Genomic DNA, 19,246 nt, shown 5'->3' on the forward strand with positions numbered 1-19,246 from the left:
TTTGCCCGGAAGAAAATGAATTTCAACCTTTTTATTCACTGCCTGCTAAAAGCAAGAATTAAGCATAATTAGCGGCGTAGTTCCCGCATTTGGCACTCATCGGAGTTCTCTATGATGAAGGGCTTTCTGAAACCAGAAAGTCGATTGCCCCTCTTCTGAATGCGAAACGTTTATGCTTAAAATTTTAGTGATTGACCGGTGCCACTTTACCCGCACAGGGATAGAGGCCTTGCTTAATCATTCTGGCAGGTTCAGCTCCTCATTTCTGGTATCAGGAATCAATAATCTCCTGTTAGCAAAAGAGCATATTTTGCAATGGAAACCGCATCTGGTGATCGCGGATTTATACAGTTTTATTAGCGAGACGCACTCCAGTCCGCCAATTAAACCTTTTTTTATGAGTTGTGGCGTCATCCCACTGATTTTACTGCAATCAGCAGACAGACAGCATGCCCCCATCGTGCCCTCTCAATCCGTAGCCCATTCGGTCTTGACCAAGCACACCACGCTGAACACACTCTCCCACACAATTCAGGAAGCGCTTCAGGTTCGCCCCGCATTAGAAATAGCCAAAAACGCCACGCCTTTGCTTACGCCGCAAGAGGAGAAAGTATTATCAATGTGGATGGATGGTGTGAGTAACAATGCCATTGCCGCCGCGCTCAGCATTCATGGCAAAACGGTCTACACCTATAAGCGGAATATCCGTATGAAACTGCACCTGGGGAACCGCTTCTCGCCGTTCCTGTCACTCCCAAAGAAGGGTGATTAACGGTACGACACGACGTCGTACCGTTCTTCATTATTGCTATTGCTGAGCTTTTGTCGCTGCACCAGAGATTGCGCTACCGCCTTCAGAGATATCCTGTCCTACGCCTCGTGTGGTATTACACGCGGTTAAAACGGAAGAAAGTACCAACACAGAAAAGATCGCAGCAATTGTTTTCTTAACCATAACGTCTTCCTTTTCTAGCCAATATTGTTTGTGTATAGCTACTTAATAATAGACAAGATCCGGGAGTGTGATGGATAAACAACCGTTTTTAAGACTATATGAAAGGATTAGCTGGCGGCGTGTGAAATTGAGTTGCCAAGATGTTTGATGTCTTCACCGAAGCCGCGCGCGGTGTTGCATCCTGTCAGAAGGGTGCTGGTGAAAAGGAGTAGCATTACAAGACCGAGAAGACGTTTCATCATTCCTGCCCTGGAAAAAGTATGGCGCAGCAACCTGCGCCATAAGATCAAATGGAAGACTTATTTTACGCGAGAAACGTATTCGCCGGAGCGGGTATCCACTTTGATCACTTCGCCGATCTGTACGAACAGCGGAACTTTAACGACTGCGCCGGTAGACAGGGTAGCCGGTTTGCCGCCAGTACCAGCGGTATCGCCTTTCAGACCTGGGTCGGTTTCAACAACTTCCAGCTCAACGAAGTTCGGCGGAGTTACGGAGATCGGCTGACCGTTCCACAGGGTCACGATGCATTCAGCCTGGTCCAGCAGCCATTTAGCGTTATCGCCTACCGCTTTCTCGTCTGCAGCCAGCTGTTCGAAAGTGGTGTTATTCATAAAGTGCCAGAACTCACCGTCGCTATACAGGAAGGTCAGGTTCATGTCGGCTACGTCTGCGCCTTCAGCGGAGTCAGTAGACTTGAAGGTTTTCTCTACGCGAGTACCGGTCAGCAGGCGACGCAGCTTAACGCGCGCAAACGCCTGGCCTTTACCTGGTTTAACGAATTCGCTGGCTTCAACCGCATAAGGTTCGCCGTCCAACATGATTTTAAGACCAGCACGAAAATCGTTGCTATAGTACGTTGCCATAAGGCCCTCTGAAAATTGTTAACTGGTAGCTAAGCCACAAAATGGCGCATATTGTAACCCTAAATACCCCATCCAGAGAAGATTGGTTATCGCAACTTGCCGATGTTGTGACCGATCCCGATGAACTTCTGCATCTTTTGAACATAGATGCAGATGAAAAACTGTTGGCCGGACGCGACGCGAGACGGCTTTTCGCCCTGCGCGTGCCGCGTGCGTTTATTGCCCGCATGGAGAAAGGCAACCCGGACGATCCGCTTTTACGTCAGGTACTGACTGCCCAGGAAGAGTTTGTGGCCGCGCCAGGCTACTCAACCGACCCACTGGAAGAACAGCACAGCGTGGTTCCCGGTCTACTGCATAAATATCGCAATCGGGCACTGCTGCTGGTTAAAGGCGGTTGCGCGGTAAATTGTCGCTATTGCTTCCGCCGGCATTTCCCATACGCCGAAAATCAGGGCAATAAGCGCAACTGGCAGGTCGCCATCGACTACATTAACGCGCACCCTGAGCTGGATGAAATCATCTTCTCTGGTGGAGATCCGTTAATGGCCAAGGACCACGAACTGGACTGGTTGCTCACGCAACTGGAAGCTATCCCGCACATTAAGCGTCTGCGTATTCACAGCCGTTTGCCGATAGTGATCCCGGCGCGCATTACAGAAGGACTGGTCGAGCGTTTTGCGCACTCCTCCTTGCAGATTCTGCTGGTCAATCACATTAACCATGCCAATGAAATTGATGAGACGTTTCGCCAGGCGATGAGCAGTCTGCGCGCCGCGGGCGTTACGTTACTCAACCAGAGCGTATTGCTGCGTGGCGTGAACGATAACGCACAAACCCTGGCTAACCTTAGCAACGCACTGTTTGATGCCGGTGTAATGCCCTATTACCTGCACGTGCTGGATAAAGTGCAGGGTGCCGCACACTTTATGGTAAGCGACGATGAAGCGCGTCGCATTATGCGTGAGCTTCTGACGCTAGTTTCCGGCTATATGGTCCCCAAACTGGCGCGTGAAATTGGTGGAGAGCCAAGTAAAACACCGCTGGATCTGCAGTTACGTCAACAATAGCCATTACTGAGTGTCCGATTCCGGACACTCACCACGATTACTTATTATTTAAATCCCCACAAGTGGAGCCTCGCTTTTAATCTGTGCTATTTTAATTAGCGCAGTTCAATTATTCATTCGTAAATTTTATCAATAGTTTCAAATGCAGAATATTAATAAATATATGGTTAGGGAGAACCTTTTATGGCTATAAGTATTAAGGGCGTTAATACTGGCATTATTCGCCAAAAGAATGAATTTGTTGCCATGGCATTAAAAATAAAAGAACCAAGAAACAAAGAATCTCTCTTTTTTCTCTCTCCACTTGGACTTAGAGACCTGCTTATCGCGCTGGAGAGCCGGCTGTACGCCATTTCACAGCTAAACACAGACGAGCGTATGCAATATGAAAAGACATGTGATAAAGCCAGCAAAAAAATGCACGAGAATATTCCGTCAATTCAGGAAGATGAACTAAAAAATGCGGATATTAACCGTCGCATAAATTCGCTGATGTTAGTGGATGACAAAGGCGAGAATTTAACATTTTCTCTGACGTTGCATGACGGACAAACATGCGAATTACTGGTTAATGAATTACAGATTCAGGTGCTGGCGCATGCAATTATTCACGCAATAAATAATGCTGGCATGAGAGAACTCGCGCTACGAATAACATCGCTGCTGGATTTCCTGCCGCTGTACGATGTTGATTGTCAGCAAAACGACAATCTGGAATACGACTCTTATACACAACCCGAATGGAAACATAACCTGTTTAATCATTATCTGGCGATTATTTACCGCTATACAGATGATAAAGGAAAAGCCCAGTTCTGTGGTTCGGTCGTGAAAACTCGCGCCCTTTCCGGTAGCAAAGAAGCCGAAGCCATTACTCGCCGCCTTCTCGACTTCAGCCCGCGGCTGAAAAAACTTGCCGGTGTACCGTGCCAGGTGTTTGTCAGAACGTTGACGGGTGATAAGACGCAAAAGCTCAATCAGGATCAGTGCCTGCGCGCATTGCATCATTTACGCGTTCAGTCTGCGCATAAGACTCAGAATGCCTGATGGCGCTGCGCTTATCAGGCCTACGATCATTCGTACCGTAGGCCGGATAAGACGATTTAGCGTCGCCATCCGGCATCAGCAGCAGTTCTCAATTAGGGCACTTATAAACCTGTCCAATCATCTCACTGGCGGTAGGAACAAAGCTGGACAGCATTCCCTGCGATGGGCTGCTGACGCCATAAATCACGTTACCGCCCATTGCCGCAGCCTGGTTACGCAGATCGTTTGCTGCGCCACGCATTGAGCCGCCCTCTTCGCCGTGCTGGCCTGAAAGCCAGTTGCTTTGCTTACCGGTTGCAGTGCCTATCAATTGGCACTCTGCGCCAGGCTTGTCTTCAACAAAACGGACGCTTTGCCCGGCAGAACTCAGTTCGTTGCTGGAGCTACAACCCGCCATCAGTAGCGCGGCACCAACGATCCCTGCTAAATATTTCACGTGCATGTCATTCCCCATAATCAATTAGTTGGACGTTATGTCCGTAGCTGAATCATATACTAAAAAGATGACCAAAAGAAAAACCCCCAGACATTTCTGCCCGAGGGTTTCTCAATTCTGGGAGATGAGCACCCAAATCATTCTGGTTGCAGGAAGGCGGCCAGTTTGTTAATCCCCTGGAGCTTACTCAAGTAAGTGACTGGGGTTAGCAAACGCAGCCAACGCATCTGCAGCCTGAAGGATGCAGGGTGTAGGCAATTACATCATGCCGCCCATTCCACCCATGCCACCCATACCGGCAGCACCTAAGTCAGGCGCATCGCCTTTCGGCAGGTCGGTAACCATGCACTCGGTGGTGATCATCAGACCCGCAACAGAAGCCGCGTACTGCAGAGCAGAACGAGTTACTTTGGTTGGATCCAGGATACCCATGTCGATCATGTTGCCGTATTCTTCAGTTGCAGCGTTGTAACCGTAGTTACCGTCACCCGCTTTTACGGTGTTAGCCACTACAGACGGCTCTTCGCCACAGTTCAGTACGATTTGACGCAGTGGGGATTCCATTGCGCGCAGCGCAACTTTGATACCTACGTTTTGGTCTTCGTTCTGACCTTTCAGGCCGGCAATTTTAGACGCTACGCGAATCAGCGCAACACCACCACCAGCAACCACGCCTTCTTCTACCGCAGCACGGGTAGCGTGCAGGGCATCTTCAACGCGGGCTTTCTTCTCTTTCATTTCAACTTCAGTCGCAGCACCAACTTTGATAACCGCAACGCCGCCTGCCAGTTTCGCTACGCGCTCCTGCAGTTTTTCACGGTCATAGTCAGAAGTTGCTTCTTCGATCTGCTGACGAATCTGAGTCACGCGACCCTGGATTGCAGCTTCGTCGCCCACGCCATCGATGATGGTGGTGGTATCTTTGTTGATAACAACGCGTTTCGCCTGACCCAGATCTTCCAGAGTTGCTTTTTCCAGCTCCATACCGATCTCTTCAGAGATAACGGTACCACCGGTCAGGGTAGCGATATCCTGCAGCATTGCTTTACGACGATCGCCGAAGCCAGGTGCTTTAACCGCAGCGACTTTCACGATACCGCGCATGGTGTTAACAACCAGAGTTGCCAGCGCTTCGCCTTCAACATCTTCAGCGATGATCAGCAGCGGTTTGCCTGCTTTCGCTACAGCTTCCAGAACCGGCAGCATTTCGCGGATGTTGGAGATTTTCTTGTCAGCCAGCAGGATGAACGGGCTTTCCAGTTCTACTGCGCCAGTTTCCGGCTTGTTGATGAAGTAAGGAGACAGGTAGCCACGGTCGAACTGCATACCTTCAACCACGTCCAGTTCGTCCTGCAGACCGGTACCGTCTTCAACGGTGATCACGCCTTCTTTACCGACTTTGTCCATCGCTTCAGCGATCAGTTTACCTACGGTTTCGTCGGAGTTAGCGGAGATGGTACCAACCTGAGCAATAGCTTTAGAGTCGGAGCACGGTACGGACAGTGCTTTCAGTTCTTCAACTGCAGCAGCGACAGCTTTGTCGATACCACGTTTCAGATCCATCGGGTTCATGCCCGCAGCAACGGCTTTCAGACCTTCAGTGATGATGGACTGAGCCAGTACGGTTGCGGTGGTGGTACCGTCACCTGCAGCGTCGTTCGCTTTAGAGGCAACTTCTTTCACCATCTGCGCACCCATGTTTTCGAACTTGTCTTCCAGTTCGATTTCACGTGCTACGGAAACACCATCTTTAGTGATGGTCGGTGCACCGAAAGATTTATCCAGAACTACGTTACGGCCTTTTGGACCGAGGGTAACTTTCACTGCATCTGCCAGTACGTTTACGCCGCGCAGCATTTTCACACGAGCGTCGTTACCGAATTTTACGTCTTTAGCTGCCATTTTCTCTTTCCCTTAAATTCGTATGTTCAGTGTCGTTCGCGGATTAGGCTTCAACAATCGCCAGGATGTCGCTTTCAGACATGATCAACACTTCTTCATTGTCGATCTTCTCAGATTTAACTCCGTAGCCATCGTTGAAAATAACGATATCGCCGACTTTCACGTCCAGCGGCTGTACGGTACCGTTGTCCAGGATGCGACCCTTACCGACAGCGATGATTTCGCCACGAGTTGATTTACCTGCTGCAGAACCGGTCAGTACGATGCCGCCAGCAGATTTGGATTCAACTTCTTTACGTTTGACGATCACACGATCATGTAACGGACGAATACTCATTGATAGCTCTCCTTTGAGAAAGTCTTTATCAGTTATGGGTGACGCCGGCCCGTAAACGGTTTCCCGGCTAGTGACCAGAGAGATGGGGATGGGGTTTTGTGCCTTCAAGGGGGCAAGCGAAAAAAATTTTTTATCAGCAGAAAATCCCGTCAAAACGCCGACGCACCTCACATTTCATAACGATTTCAGTCACGTCGTCATAAGCAAATCTGATTGTGATACCATCAAAAATCTGCGCTGTAGCCCGATCAATGGGCATAACCGGATAACAATTTATGAGCGGACTGAAACAAGAGCTGGGACTGGCTCAGGGCGTTGGCCTGTTGTCGACATCATTGTTAGGTACAGGCGTTTTTGCCGTCCCCGCGCTGGCCGCACTGGTTGCGGGCAACAACAGCCTGTGGGCATGGCCGGTGCTGATTGTTTTGGTCTTTCCTGTGGCGATTGTCTTCGCCGTACTGGGTCGTCATTTTCCCAGCGCAGGCGGTGTGGCGCATTTTGTCGGCATGGCCTTTGGTTCACGCCTGGAGCGCGTCACCGGATGGCTATTTTTGTCGGTCATTCCTGTCGGTTTGCCTGCGGCATTGCATATCGCCGCCGGATTCGGTCAGGCGATGTTTGGCTGGCATGACGAGCAGCTTTTGCTGGCTGAGCTCGGTACGCTGGCATTGGTTTGGTACATCGGCTCCCGCGGCGCAAGCTCCAGCGCGAATCTACAAACGGTCATTGCAGGACTGATTGTTGCCCTGATTGTTGCTATCTGGTGGGCAGGCGATCTGACACCTGGCGAAATCCCCTTCCCTGCGATTACCGATATTGAGCTTCCCGGCCTGTTCGCCGCGTTGTCGGTCATGTTCTGGTGCTTTGTCGGCCTTGAAGCGTTTGCTCACCTGGCGTCTGAATTCAAAAATCCGGAGCGAGACTTCCCACGCGCACTGATGATCGGCCTGCTGCTGGCAGGGTCTGTTTATTGGGCATGCACCGTTGTCGTTCTCCATTTTGGTGCCTACGGCGAGCAAATGGCGGCCGCAGCGTCGCTGCCAGAGATCGTCGTGCAACTGTTTGGCGTACAAGCTCTGTGGGTCGCCTGCATCATTGGTTATCTGGCCTGTTTTGCCAGCCTCAACATTTATATACAAAGCTTCGCCCGGCTGGTCTGGTCGCAAGCGCAGTATAAGCCGGAGAGTTATCTGGCTCGTCTGTCCCCCCGACACCTTCCGCGCAATGCGCTAAACGCCGTATTGGGCTGTTGCGTAATCAGTACTCTGTGCATCTATATGCTGCAAATCAATCTCGATGCGTTAATCGTCTACGCCAACGGCATCTTTATTATGATTTATCTGCTGTGCATGCTGGCAGGTTGTCGATTACTGAAAGGGCATTATCGCGTACTGGCGGTCATTGGCGGTCTGCTGTGCCTACTGCTACTGGCGATGGTCGGCTGGAAGAGTCTGTACGCGTTGATTATGCTGGCAGGACTGTGGCTGTTTTTACCCCGCAGGCCGGATAAGGCAACGTTGACGCCATCATCCGGCCTATAAACACTTTTGCCGGATGACGCTAATGCTTATCCGGCCTACATACTGATGCTTAATCCCGACGATCGTCTTTATGTTCGATGCTGTCGCGCTTGTCATCCTTGCGCTGAAATTCACCATCAAAAGTCTCACCGCCACCCGTTCCGGCGCTAAAACCACCGCCAGGCATACGCGAAAAACGCAAATGTGGCAGCAGTTTCATCGTCAGATGTTTTTGCACCGGGGGTAATAAAAGAAGAAGACCGAGGAAATCGGTGAAAAACCCGGGCAGCACCAACAGCAGACCGGCAATAATCAGCGATACGCTTTTGATCATTTCTGCAGCCGGACTTTCACCTGCCGCCATTTTCTGTTGCATCAGTAAAAAGTTCTTAAATCCCTGATTACGAACCAGAGACATACCGATAACCGATGTAAAAATAACCAAAATCAGCGTCATCAGGACGCCCATCACATGGGCAACCTGAATAAAAATAGATATCTCTATGTAAACATAGAGAAAAATGGCAAGTAATGGTATCCAGCGCAAAGGGATCTCCTGTTAATAACAGCCGTTTTGTTCAACTTCTGTTCGAAAAATTATGTTAATCGCATCGATTTGATATTGTGGTGGTTAGCAAAATTTCAAGTGGCTTGTACACTAATATTTGGGGTTAATCACAAAGGGGTGATCCATTTCACAGAATAATAAATAAGGGGTAAATTCCACGCTTTAAGTGATCCAGATTACGGTAGAAATCCTGAACCAGCATATGATCTCGGGTATCAGACCGATGCAGGGGATAATCGTCGGTCGAGAAACAATCGAAATCACATATATCCTGTGTGTTTAGTCAAATCATTGGCAGCTTGAAAAAGAAGGTTCACATGTTAAACAACATTCGTATCGAAGAAGACTTGTTGGGTACCAGGGAAGTTCCAGCGGACGCCTACTACGGTGTCCACACTCTGAGAGCGATTGAAAACTTCTACATTAGCAACAACAAAATCAGCGATATTCCTGAATTTGTTCGCGGTATGGTAATGGTTAAAAAGGCAGCGGCTATGGCCAACAAAGAGCTGCAAACCATTCCTAAGAGTGTGGCAAATGCCATCATCGCGGCGTGTGATGAAGTCCTGAATAACGGAAAATGCATGGATCAGTTCCCGGTAGACGTTTACCAGGGTGGTGCGGGTACCTCCGTCAACATGAACACCAACGAAGTTCTGGCCAATATCGGTCTGGAACTGATGGGTCACCAGAAAGGTGAATATCAGTACCTGAACCCGAACGACCACGTTAACAAATGTCAGTCTACCAACGACGCATACCCAACTGGCTTCCGTATCGCTGTATACGCATCCATCATCAAACTGATTGATGCACTGAACCAGCTGCGCGAAGGCTTCGAGAAAAAAGCTGTTGAATTCCAGGACATCCTGAAAATGGGTCGTACCCAGCTGCAGGATGCTGTACCGATGACCCTCGGTCAGGAATTCCATGCTTTTAGCGTACTGTTGAAAGAAGAAGTGAAAAACATTAGCCGTACCGCTGAGCTGCTGCTGGAAGTTAACCTCGGCGCGACAGCAATCGGTACTGGTCTGAACACACCGAAAGAGTACTCTCCGCTGGCAGTACAGAAACTGGCTGAAGTCACCGGCTTCGCCTGTGTTCCGGCAGAAGATCTGATTGAAGCAACTTCTGACTGTGGCGCATACGTTATGGTGCACGGCGCACTGAAACGTCTGGCTGTGAAGATGTCCAAAATCTGTAACGACCTGCGTTTGCTCTCCTCTGGTCCGCGTGCGGGTCTGAACGAGATCAACCTGCCGGAATTGCAAGCTGGTTCTTCTATCATGCCAGCTAAAGTGAACCCGGTTGTTCCGGAAGTCGTAAACCAGGTGTGCTTCAAAGTCATCGGTAACGACATCACTGTAACCATGGCATCTGAAGCTGGTCAGCTGCAGCTGAACGTAATGGAGCCGGTCATTGGTCAGGCAATGTTTGAATCCATTCACATTCTGAGCAATGCTTGCTACAACCTGCTGGAAAAATGCGTTAGTGGTATCACTGCTAACAAAGAAGTCTGTGAAGCGTTTGTATTCAACTCCATCGGCATCGTTACTTACCTCAACCCGTTCATTGGTCACCACAACGGCGACATCGTCGGTAAAATTTGTGCCGAAACCGGTAAGAGCGTACGTGAAGTTGTCCTGGAGCGCGGTCTGTTGACCGAGTCTGAACTGGACGATATCTTCTCTGCACAGAACCTGATGCACCCTGCTTATAAAGCAAAACGTTATACTGATGAAAGCGAACAGTAATCGTGTAGGGTAGTACCGGAGAAGGCACGTCATGATGACGTGCCTTTTTTCTTACTCGAAGTTACTTAAAAACAACAATTTAATATCAACTTGTTAAACAACAAGGAAGGCTAATATGATAGTTTTAGAACTTATCATCGTTTTGCTGGCAATCTTTTTAGGTGCCAGACTTGGGGGTATCGGTATTGGATTTGCAGGTGGGCTGGGTGTTCTGGTTCTCGCCGCTATCGGCGTAAAACCCGGTAATATCCCGTTCGATGTTATTTCCATCATCATGGCGGTTATCGCTGCCATTTCAGCTATGCAGATTGCAGGTGGTCTGGACTATCTGGTTCATCAAACTGAAAAACTGCTGCGTAAAAACCCGAAATACATCACGATCCTTGCACCTATCGTGACCTATTTCCTGACTATCTTCGCAGGTACCGGCAACATCTCTCTGGCAACGCTGCCAGTTATCGCCGAAGTTGCGAAGGAACAAGGGATCAAACCTTGCCGTCCGCTCTCTACTGCAGTGGTTTCTGCACAGATTGCGATTACGGCTTCTCCAATCTCCGCAGCCGTGGTTTACATGTCTTCCGTAATGGAAGGTCATGGCATCAGCTACATTCACCTGCTGTCCGTGGTCATTCCGTCCACCCTGCTGGCTGTTCTGGTCATGTCCTTCCTGGTAACTGCGCTGTTCAACTCCAAACTGTCTGACGATCCGATTTATCGTAAGCGTCTGGAAGAAGGCCTGGTTGAACTGCGTGGTGAAAGACAAGTTGAAATCAAAGCGGGCGCAAAAACTTCTGTTTGGTTGTTCCTGCTGGGCGTGGTTTGTGTCGTCGTATATGCGATCGTCAACAGCCCAAGCCTCGGTCTGGTCGCTAAACCGCTGATGAACACCACCAACGCAATCTTGATCATCATGCTGAGCATCGCGACGCTGACCACGATCATCTGCCGCGTTGAAACTGACTCCATCCTGAACTCCAGCACTTTCAAAGCCGGTATGAGCGCCTGTATTTGTATCCTGGGTGTTGCATGGCTGGGTGATACCTTCGTATCTCACAACATTGACTGGATCAAAGATACTGCAGGTAGCGTAATTCAGGGTCATCCGTGGCTGCTGGCTGTCATCTTCTTCTTTGCTTCTGCACTGCTGTACTCTCAGGCTGCAACCGCTAAAGCACTGATGCCGATGGCTCTGGCTCTGAACGTTTCCCCACTGACTGCTGTTGCGTCTTTCGCCGCGGTTTCTGGCCTGTTCATTCTGCCAACCTACCCAACTCTGGTTGCGGCAGTTCAGATGGATGACACCGGTACAACTCGCATTGGTAAATTCGTCTTTAACCATCCGTTCTTCATCCCGGGTACTCTGGGTGTGGTTCTGGCTGTCTGCTTCGGCTTCTTGCTGGGCAGCTTCATGCTGTAAGTTTTTCCTGCAGGGTGCCTGGGCGCCCTGCAGTTCCTCCTCCCCACCCCGCTTTAACTAACATCCTTCCCTCGTCCGTTGTATAGTGACCATTCTTTTGCTGGTTACTCTGTTCTTTCGAGGTGTTTATGCTTGATGTAAAGAGTCAGGATATTTCCATCCCCGATACCGTTGTGGTGCTCTGTACCGCCCCGGATGAAGCAACCGCCCAGGATCTCGCCGCCAAAGTGCTGGCGGAAAAGCTGGCTGCTTGCGTGACCCTGCTACCCGGTGCGACCTCCCTCTACTATTGGGAAGGCAAACTGGAACAGGAATATGAAGTCCAGATGATTTTAAAAACCACCGTCACACACCAGCAAGCCCTTCTCGATTGCCTGAAGTCACATCATCCATATCAAACACCTGAACTTCTGGTTTTACCCGTCACTCACGGAGACTTTGATTACCGCTCATGGCTCAACGCATCCTTACGCTGATCCTGCTGCTGTGCAGCACATCTACCTTTGCCGGATTATTTGACGCGCCTGGCCGCTCGCAGTTTGTTCCTGCCGATCGGGCGTTTGTTTTTGATTTTCAGCAAAACCAACACGATCTGAACCTCACATGGCAGGTTAAAGATGGCTACTATCTGTATCGCAAACAGATAAGCATTACGCCATCTCAGGCCGATATTGCTGAGGTAAAACTGCCGCCAGGCGTCTGGCATGAAGATGAATTTTACGGCAAAAGTGAGATTTACCGTAAACAGCTGACTGTCCCGATCACGGTCAATCAGGCTAAGTCTGGCGCAACATTAACGGTCACATATCAGGGCTGCGCCGACGCTGGATTTTGCTATCCACCAGAAACAAAAACGGTGCCATTAAGTGAAGTGTCTTCTGGTTCCGCGGCGGCCCCTGCACCAGCCCCAGCCACTGCAGATCCGCAAGAAAAACCGCAGCCCACGGCCCAACTCCCCTTCTCTGCGCTGTGGGCATTGCTGATCGGAATTGGTATCGCGTTTACGCCTTGCGTATTGCCGATGTATCCGTTGATTTCCGGTATCGTACTGGGTGGCAAGCAACGCTTATCAACCGGACGGGCACTGCTGCTGACGTTTATCTACGTTCAAGGTATGGCGCTCACCTATACCGCGCTGGGTTTGGTTGTTGCAGCCGCCGGTTTGCAGTTTCAGGCTGCGCTTCAGCATCCCTACGTCCTGATTGGCCTTGCCGTCATCTTTACGCTGCTGGCTCTGTCGATGTTTGGCTTGTTCACGCTGCAATTGCCTTCATCACTGCAAACGCGTCTCACGCTAATGAGTAACCGCCAGCAAGGCGGATCTCCCGGCAGCGTCTTTGCGATGGGGGCGATTGCTGGCCTCATCTGTTCTCCTTGCACAACGGCCCCGCTAAGCGCGATTTTGCTGTATATCGCTCAGAGCGGGAACATGTGGCTGGGAGGCGGCACACTGTATCTGTATGCGTTGGGGATGGGATTACCCCTGATGCTGATTACCGTATTTGGCAACCGCCTGCTGCCTAAAAGTGGCCCATGGATGGAACATGTCAAAACCGCTTTTGGCTTTGTCATTCTGGCGCTTCCCGTCTTCTTACTCGAACGTATCGTTGGCGACGAGTGGGGCGTTCGCTTATGGTCACTGCTAGGCGTCGCGTTCTTTGGCTGGGCGTTCATCACCAGCCTGCAGGCAAAGCACGCCTGGATGCGCATCGTGCAGATTGTCCTGTTAGCCGCAGCGCTTGTCAGTGTACGTCCATTGCAAGACTGGGCGTTCGGCGCGCCACATGCTCAAACCCAGGCACATCTTAACTTCACACCGGTGGCATCGGTAGATGCGTTAAATCAAGCACTGGCGCAAGCTAAAGGCAGGCCAGTCATGCTGGATCTGTATGCCGACTGGTGTGTAGCCTGTAAGGAATTTGAAAAGTACACGTTCAGTAATCCGCAAGTTCAGCAAGCGCTAGGCAACACGGTGCTATTGCAGGCGGATGTGACAGCAAACAATACCCAGGATGTCGCTCTCCTGAAACATCTACAGGTTTTAGGTTTGCCGACTATCTTGTTCTTTGATGCCGAGGGGAAAGAGCACCCGGAAGCTCGGGTTACGGGCTTTATGGATGCCGCGACCTTCAGCGCACATTTGCGCGATCGCCAACCGTGAGCGACACTTGCAACAGGAAATACGGAGGAGAATACCGTGCAACGTGAAGATGTCCTGGGAGAAGCCCTGAAATTACTTGAGGTGCAAGGGATAGCCAATACCACGCTGGAAATGGTGGCCGAACGCATCGATTATCCTCTGGATGAACTGCAGCGCTTTTGGCCCGATAAAGAGGCCATTCTGTACGATGCGCTACGCTACCTCAGCCAGCGGGTGGATATCTGGCGGCGTCAGCTTTTGCTGGATGACACGCTGAGCGCTGAGCAGAAATTACTGGCGCGCTACACTGCGCTGTCCGAATGCGTGAGCAATAATCGCTATCCCGGCTGTCTGTTCATCGCCGCCTGTACGTTTTACCCCGATCCCGGGCATCCGATCCATCAGTTAGCCGATCAGCAAAAAAAGGCGGCACATGACTTCACCCATGAGCTGCTGACGACGCTGGAAGTTGACGACCCGGCAATGGTCGCCAAACAGATGGAACTGGTGCTGGAAGGCTGCCTGAGCCGCATGCTGGTTAATCGTAGTCATGCTGATGTCGAAACGGCACACCGCCTGGCTGAAGATATCCTGCGCTTTGCCCAGTGCCGAATGGGCGGTGCGCTGACCTAAGCGAGCATTATCTGTTTTCGTCGCCTCTGCCGGATAGTTTTGTGCAAACTTCAGGCATAACCATGCAGATTGCCGCAATATTAAGCGGTTGAACAATGTTTCCAGAAATTTGATTGACTGACAGACGTGAATACGGTTTAATGCGCCCCGTTGCCCGGATAGCTCAGTCGGTAGAGCAGGGGATTGAAAATCCCCGTGTCCTTGGTTCGATTCCGAGTCCGGGCACCACTATTTAGAAGAACCCGCCTATGGCGGGTTTTTTGCTTTCTGGGCTCCGCGAGATTTCTTATCGTTCTGACCACAGAAACTCCTACCCCACCTCATCACGACAGTTAAACCTTTCACTGGAACCACCATAGTACGGCAAAAAATATAGCGGTATCAGACACACCTCTTTGTCTGGCGTGCTTAACCGTAGGCTAAATTTGAGTAATTTATCTGAACAACCTTGGGCACAATACTGTTGCGGGTGCGCCAGGTCGCGCCGCATTTCATTGATAAGCTCGCTGAAGGTCGCCCCCCTCTTCCAGCTGGCGTTGTAGGTTACGCACATTCATCCCCAGGGGCTGGAGCTGGTGTGCCGCCTCGACATCTGAAGCAAACGCCAGGGAGTAAATACCAACCTTCATCTACAATTGCCATCATACCGAGCAAATAATGAGTCAACGAGGAACCTGGATGGTGAAAACAAGAGTCATACAGTCAGCGCAGGGAGCCCATGCCTATCCGCTGCTGATCAAGAGCTTGCTGCTGTCGGGTGGGCGTTCTCATCCCGAGCGAGAAATCGTCTACGCCGACAAGCTGCGTTACGACTATCGCACCCTCAAACAGCGCATCCATCGCCTGGCAAACATGCTGACAGCGGCCGGTGTCATGCCTGGAGACACCGTCGCCCTCTTAGATTGGGACAGCCATCGCGCCCTCGAGTGCTTCTTCGCGGTGCCTATGATTGGTGCCGTGCTACACACGGTGAACGTCCGCTTCTCGGCGGACCAAATCGCTTACACCATGAATCATGCCGAGGACAACCTGGTACTGGTGCACGACGACTTCTTGCCGGTTGTCGAGTCACTGGCAGAGACACTGACCACTGTCCGGGGATACATCCAGCTTAGCGACGAAGAATCGAAGGCAACCAGCCTGCCGGTGCTGGGGGAATATGAGCCCCTTCTGGCCGCAGCGGGAGATCGCTTTGACTTCCCCGACTTCGATGAAAACTCGGTAGCGACCTTGTTCTACACCACTGGAACCACGGGCAATCCCAAGGGGGTCTACTTCAGCCATCGTCAGCTGGTCCTGCACACGCTCAATGAGCTGGGCCTCCTGGCAGCCCACGAGGGACAGTCGCTGCTACGATCGAACGATGTCTACATGCCGATCACTCCTATGTTTCACGTGCACGCCTGGGGCGCTCCCTATGTCGCAACAATGCTTGGTGTGAAGCAGGTCTACCCCGGTCGTTACGAACCCAACAAGCTGGTGCGGTTCTATCACGATGAGGGTGTAACCTTCTCGCACTGTGTGCCAACCATCTTGCAAATGATCCTCGAGTGCGACGAAGCCACACGGACCGATCTGTCGGGATGGAAGATGTTGCTGGGTGGCAGTTCACTGTCCCTTGGACTGGCGACACAGGCCCACCATAAGGGCATACGCATTCACGCTGGCTATGGTATGTCTGAAACCTGTCCCCTGCTCTGTATGACCCACTTAAGCGATGCCGAGCTGGCCCTTCCCATGGATGAGCAGTTACCCTTGCGGATTCGAACCGGCCTGCCTGTTCCGTTGGTGGATCTGCGTATCGTCGATGGCGAAGGTCGGGAGGTAGTGCACGACGGCGAAGCCCTGGGTGAAATAGTGGTGCGAGCCCCTTGGCTGACTCAGGGCTACCTGAAGGAACCCGAGAAAGGAGCTGAGCTATGGAATGGCAGTTGGCTGCATACCGGCGACATTGCCTCTATCGATCCCCATGGGATAGTGGAAATCAAGGATCGCATCAAAGACGTAATCAAGACGGGCGGTGAGTGGATAAGCACGCTGGAGCTGGAGAGCCTCATCAGCTCACACGCGGCGGTCAGGTCGGTAGCCGTCGTCGGGATACCTGATGAACAGTGGGGCGAACGCCCCCTGGCTCTGGTGGTTTGCAAGGAAGGAGAAGACCTGGAGCCGCAGGCCATAGCGGCACATCTGCAAGGATTCGTCGACCGCGGCCACATCACTAAATGGGCGATCCCACGGCAGATAAGGATAGTCCCGGAAATTCCCAAAACCAGCGTCGGCAAGATCAACAAGCGCTTGATCCGCGAGCTCGAAGCCAGCAATGGGAAGGAAAGCATTTAAGCGATCTGTCGCATTCATAGCGTAAGGTTAACAACAGTCACACTGCTTATATTTCAGGTAGCATGTCGGTATCAATGCTCTGCCGGGGATCTCACCGTCCCCGCGCGGATGCTGATCGCCCTTTAGCAAATGGGTGCCTGGGCATGTTCATCGCCACAGGCACCTCGGGCCCGGCGTTATGTTGATTCGGCAAAATCAGTTTACGGGCTGATTTCCTTGCTTTGTGGATTCCGGTCAATGTCAGGTCCTGCTGGACGAAAAATCCTCCCCCAGACCTTCCATCCAGCCTGATCACTTACCTAAATCTGCATTATTCAACAACGCCAGATTCACCCTCACTCATGCTTTCTTTGCTTTGAATGAACCGGAGCGCCAAATAAAGGTCTGGTGCCAGAATCATGTCGTCATCTTTCATTGTCGGTCGACTCTCCTTAAACCAGCGTGTTAACTCCGTTTTTCGGCCCGCAAGAATTAACTTAATCTGCCGCCCCTTCAGGTCCCGTTTTAACTCATTAATGGTTGCCAGAACGCTGATATCTGAATAGGTAAAGCAAGAAACGGCGTCAATGACCACCCATTTAGGTTGTAGTACTGCACCATCGACTAAATTCAAAACGCGGCGCTTAAAATAGGCCACATTAAAATAAGTCAGCGGTGAGTTAAATCGGTACATCAACACGCCAGGGATCATTTTCACATCAGTTGAATTACCTAATGAGTGAATCATTCCATGTTCGTCAATTCCCAATAAGTGTTCAGTAGGACGAAAAACTGTGCGCAGGAACTGCAACAGACCCAGCAATACCGCAAGGCCAATCCCCTGAATAACACCAATAATCAGAACACAGCCAAAGGTGAAGAACGCCAGGCGAAATGCGGGTTTATTTCTTCGCCTCAGGTTCCAGAGTCCGCGTAAATCAATTAATGACCACGATGCATAAATTAGAACAATGCCTAATGCAGATACCGGAATAAATTGTAATGGCTGCGTGAAAAATACCACGACGATTCCGATGATTAAGGCAGCAACAACGGAAACAAGCTGGCTTTTCCCTCCAGAGGAATCATTTACCGCAGTCCGGGAATCGGCTCCGCTAATCGCAAACCCCTGAGATAAGCCAGACATTAGATTCGCGACACCCAAAGCCCTGAACTCAGCATCAGCATTTATTTCGTATCCGTTTTTTGCGGCAAAACTGCGAGCGGTTAGCATCAGGCTAACAAAACTGACTAACGCCAGGTTCAGCGCAGGGATCAATAAATCACGCGCCAGACCAGGCTGAAACGATCCCCAGTGAACGACGGGCAAACCAGACTGAAAGCCCGATCCCCCAATAGTGGCAATCCCATACTGCTGCGCAGATGTAATCCATACCAGCGCCGTTGTTATCACAATAGCAATCAACGGTGCTGGCCATTGGCTACGAAACGTTTTGATAGCTATTAAAATCGCTAACGTTAGGATGGAGATACCTAAGGTTAATAAATGAATTTCTGAGAGTCGGCCAGGCAGGGCAATGATCTTCTCAATCACTTGCTCTTCATCAAGCGTAATCCCCAACACCTTACCGAGTTGCCCGACAATAATCGTCACGGCAACCCCGTTAAGCAGACCCGTTAGAATAGGATGCGAAAGCAAGTCAGCAAGCGCACCCAGGCGAAATTTACTGGCAAGCAGGCACCATCCCCCCATCATCACAGTCATGACAATTGTCAACTGCCAGTGAAGTTCTGGGTTTCCGGCAGAAAGAGGAACCACAACGGCCGCAATCACCGCGCAGGTCGTGGCATCAGGACCAACAATCAATTGGCGGGAAGAACCAAACAGCGCATAAGCTAGCATTGGCAAAACGCAGGAATATAACCCGACGATAGCCCCGACTCCCGCCAACTCAGCGTAAGCAATCGCAACCGGTAGTGCTACGGCAGCAACGGATAACCCGGCTTTAACATCATGTTTTAGCCAGCTTTTATCGTACGCTAATAAATTTTTTAGCCCTGGCATGTAGTTTAATACCATTTTTCCGAACACTTTATTCTCCGGATAGACCCTTACTTATAGATAAAGGTACACGTAACTGTCGCAGGCGATCCTGATATTTTCGGGAGGTAATACAGAAAATTCAGATTGGGGGTTTACTGCATATACCGCAGGATGGCTTGTGTTATGGAGGCTCAGGATATAGCTTTGCACCCGATGGTGCGGTGTTGTGATGTGCCTGATGCGCTGCGCTTATCAGGCCTACAAAATACGTTCAGCC

General features: G+C 50.7%; 18 protein-coding genes and 1 tRNA gene. 11 read left to right on the forward strand and 8 right to left on the reverse strand.

Annotation, left to right across the window (positions count from 1 at the left end):
• The first annotated feature begins 172 nt into the window (after nucleotides 1–172).
• A complete protein-coding gene (locus SK35_RS22035; RefSeq protein WP_048215095.1) occupies nucleotides 173–772 on the forward strand; it encodes a LuxR C-terminal-related transcriptional regulator in 600 nt (199 codons plus the stop codon).
• A gap of 36 nt (nucleotides 773–808) precedes the next feature.
• Here the strand turns inward: SK35_RS22035 and ecnB are convergent, their stop codons facing one another.
• The 3 genes from ecnB to efp all read right to left on the reverse strand — a co-directional run bounded on the left by ecnB (nucleotide 809) and on the right by efp (nucleotide 1,821).
• Nucleotides 809–955, reverse strand: coding sequence for a lipoprotein toxin entericidin B (gene ecnB / locus SK35_RS22040; protein WP_003025482.1), 147 nt, complete (start codon nucleotides 953–955; stop codon nucleotides 809–811).
• Between the two features lie 107 nt (nucleotides 956–1,062).
• Entirely contained in the window at nucleotides 1,063–1,197 is a 135-nt protein-coding gene (gene ecnA, locus SK35_RS22045) for a lipoprotein antitoxin entericidin A (RefSeq protein WP_003830568.1), read from the reverse strand.
• Between the two features lie 57 nt (nucleotides 1,198–1,254).
• Nucleotides 1,255–1,821, reverse strand: coding sequence for an elongation factor P (gene efp, locus SK35_RS22050; RefSeq protein WP_003025478.1), 567 nt, complete (start codon nucleotides 1,819–1,821; stop codon nucleotides 1,255–1,257).
• A gap of 41 nt (nucleotides 1,822–1,862) precedes the next feature.
• On the opposite strand from efp, the gene epmB reads away from it, so the two are divergent.
• Both epmB and yjeJ read left to right on the forward strand, forming a co-directional pair.
• Nucleotides 1,863–2,891 carry an EF-P beta-lysylation protein EpmB gene (gene epmB, locus SK35_RS22055; RefSeq protein ID WP_008785989.1) on the forward strand — a complete coding sequence of 343 codons (1,029 nt, stop codon included), beginning with the start codon at nucleotides 1,863–1,865 and terminating at the stop codon, nucleotides 2,889–2,891.
• Between the two features lie 183 nt (nucleotides 2,892–3,074).
• A complete protein-coding gene (yjeJ, locus tag SK35_RS22060) occupies nucleotides 3,075–3,938 on the forward strand; it encodes a YjeJ family protein (protein ID WP_032942156.1) in 864 nt (287 codons plus the stop codon).
• Between the two features lie 88 nt (nucleotides 3,939–4,026).
• Here yjeJ and SK35_RS22065 read toward each other — a convergent pair whose 3' ends face one another.
• From SK35_RS22065 to SK35_RS22075, 3 genes are all read right to left on the reverse strand, one after another.
• Entirely contained in the window at nucleotides 4,027–4,380 is a 354-nt protein-coding gene (locus tag SK35_RS22065; RefSeq protein WP_003025468.1) for a DUF4156 domain-containing protein, read from the reverse strand.
• A gap of 252 nt (nucleotides 4,381–4,632) precedes the next feature.
• Complete coding sequence (gene groL, locus SK35_RS22070) at nucleotides 4,633–6,276, reverse strand: chaperonin GroEL (protein ID WP_003830576.1); 1,644 nt, start codon at nucleotides 6,274–6,276, stop codon at nucleotides 4,633–4,635.
• Nucleotides 6,277–6,319: 43 nt separating this feature from the next.
• Nucleotides 6,320–6,613, reverse strand: a complete 294-nt coding sequence (locus tag SK35_RS22075) for a co-chaperone GroES (protein WP_000027827.1) — start codon at nucleotides 6,611–6,613, stop codon at nucleotides 6,320–6,322.
• Between the two features lie 275 nt (nucleotides 6,614–6,888).
• Here SK35_RS22075 and yjeH point away from each other — a divergent pair, with 275 nt between their 5' ends.
• Entirely contained in the window at nucleotides 6,889–8,154 is a 1,266-nt protein-coding gene (gene yjeH / locus SK35_RS22080; protein WP_008785985.1) for an L-methionine/branched-chain amino acid transporter, read from the forward strand.
• Nucleotides 8,155–8,203: 49 nt separating this feature from the next.
• On the opposite strand, the gene SK35_RS22085 is transcribed toward yjeH, so the two are convergent.
• On the reverse strand, nucleotides 8,204–8,680 hold the full coding sequence (locus tag SK35_RS22085) for an FxsA family protein (protein WP_003025457.1): 477 nt from the start codon (nucleotides 8,678–8,680) through the stop codon (nucleotides 8,204–8,206).
• Nucleotides 8,681–9,018: 338 nt separating this feature from the next.
• Here SK35_RS22085 and aspA point away from each other — a divergent pair, with 338 nt between their 5' ends.
• From aspA to SK35_RS22120, 7 genes are all read left to right on the forward strand, one after another.
• Complete coding sequence (gene aspA / locus SK35_RS22090) at nucleotides 9,019–10,455, forward strand: aspartate ammonia-lyase (protein WP_048215096.1); 1,437 nt, start codon at nucleotides 9,019–9,021, stop codon at nucleotides 10,453–10,455.
• Nucleotides 10,456–10,570: 115 nt separating this feature from the next.
• Nucleotides 10,571–11,872: an anaerobic C4-dicarboxylate transporter DcuA gene (gene dcuA / locus SK35_RS22095; RefSeq protein WP_003830670.1), complete on the forward strand. Its 1,302-nt coding sequence runs from the start codon at nucleotides 10,571–10,573 to the stop codon at nucleotides 11,870–11,872.
• Nucleotides 11,873–12,000: 128 nt separating this feature from the next.
• Nucleotides 12,001–12,348, forward strand: a complete 348-nt coding sequence (gene cutA / locus SK35_RS22100) for a divalent cation tolerance protein CutA (RefSeq protein WP_003025447.1) — start codon at nucleotides 12,001–12,003, stop codon at nucleotides 12,346–12,348.
• The gene (locus tag SK35_RS22105; protein WP_048215097.1) at nucleotides 12,324–14,033 is read left to right on the forward strand and encodes a protein-disulfide reductase DsbD; all 1,710 of its coding nucleotides are present in this window, start codon (nucleotides 12,324–12,326) and stop codon (nucleotides 14,031–14,033) included. Before cutA ends, SK35_RS22105 begins: the two co-directional genes overlap by 25 nt.
• A gap of 36 nt (nucleotides 14,034–14,069) precedes the next feature.
• Nucleotides 14,070–14,645, forward strand: coding sequence for a transcriptional regulator (locus tag SK35_RS22110; protein ID WP_008785982.1), 576 nt, complete (start codon nucleotides 14,070–14,072; stop codon nucleotides 14,643–14,645).
• A gap of 152 nt (nucleotides 14,646–14,797) precedes the next feature.
• Nucleotides 14,798–14,873: transfer RNA gene (locus SK35_RS22115), tRNA-Phe, on the forward strand.
• A 450-nt stretch (nucleotides 14,874–15,323) separates the two neighbouring features.
• Nucleotides 15,324–16,985, forward strand: coding sequence for a fatty acid--CoA ligase (locus tag SK35_RS22120; RefSeq protein WP_048215098.1), 1,662 nt, complete (start codon nucleotides 15,324–15,326; stop codon nucleotides 16,983–16,985).
• A 310-nt stretch (nucleotides 16,986–17,295) separates the two neighbouring features.
• Here SK35_RS22120 and SK35_RS22125 read toward each other — a convergent pair whose 3' ends face one another.
• Nucleotides 17,296–19,017 (reverse strand): SulP family inorganic anion transporter, encoded by a 1,722-nt coding sequence (locus SK35_RS22125; protein ID WP_008785980.1) that lies wholly within the window; start codon nucleotides 19,015–19,017, stop codon nucleotides 17,296–17,298.
• Between the last annotated feature and the right edge of the window lie 229 nt (nucleotides 19,018–19,246).

This window comes from Citrobacter sp. MGH105, assembly GCF_001037485.2.
Classification (GTDB): Bacteria; Pseudomonadota; Gammaproteobacteria; order Enterobacterales; family Enterobacteriaceae; genus Citrobacter; species Citrobacter portucalensis.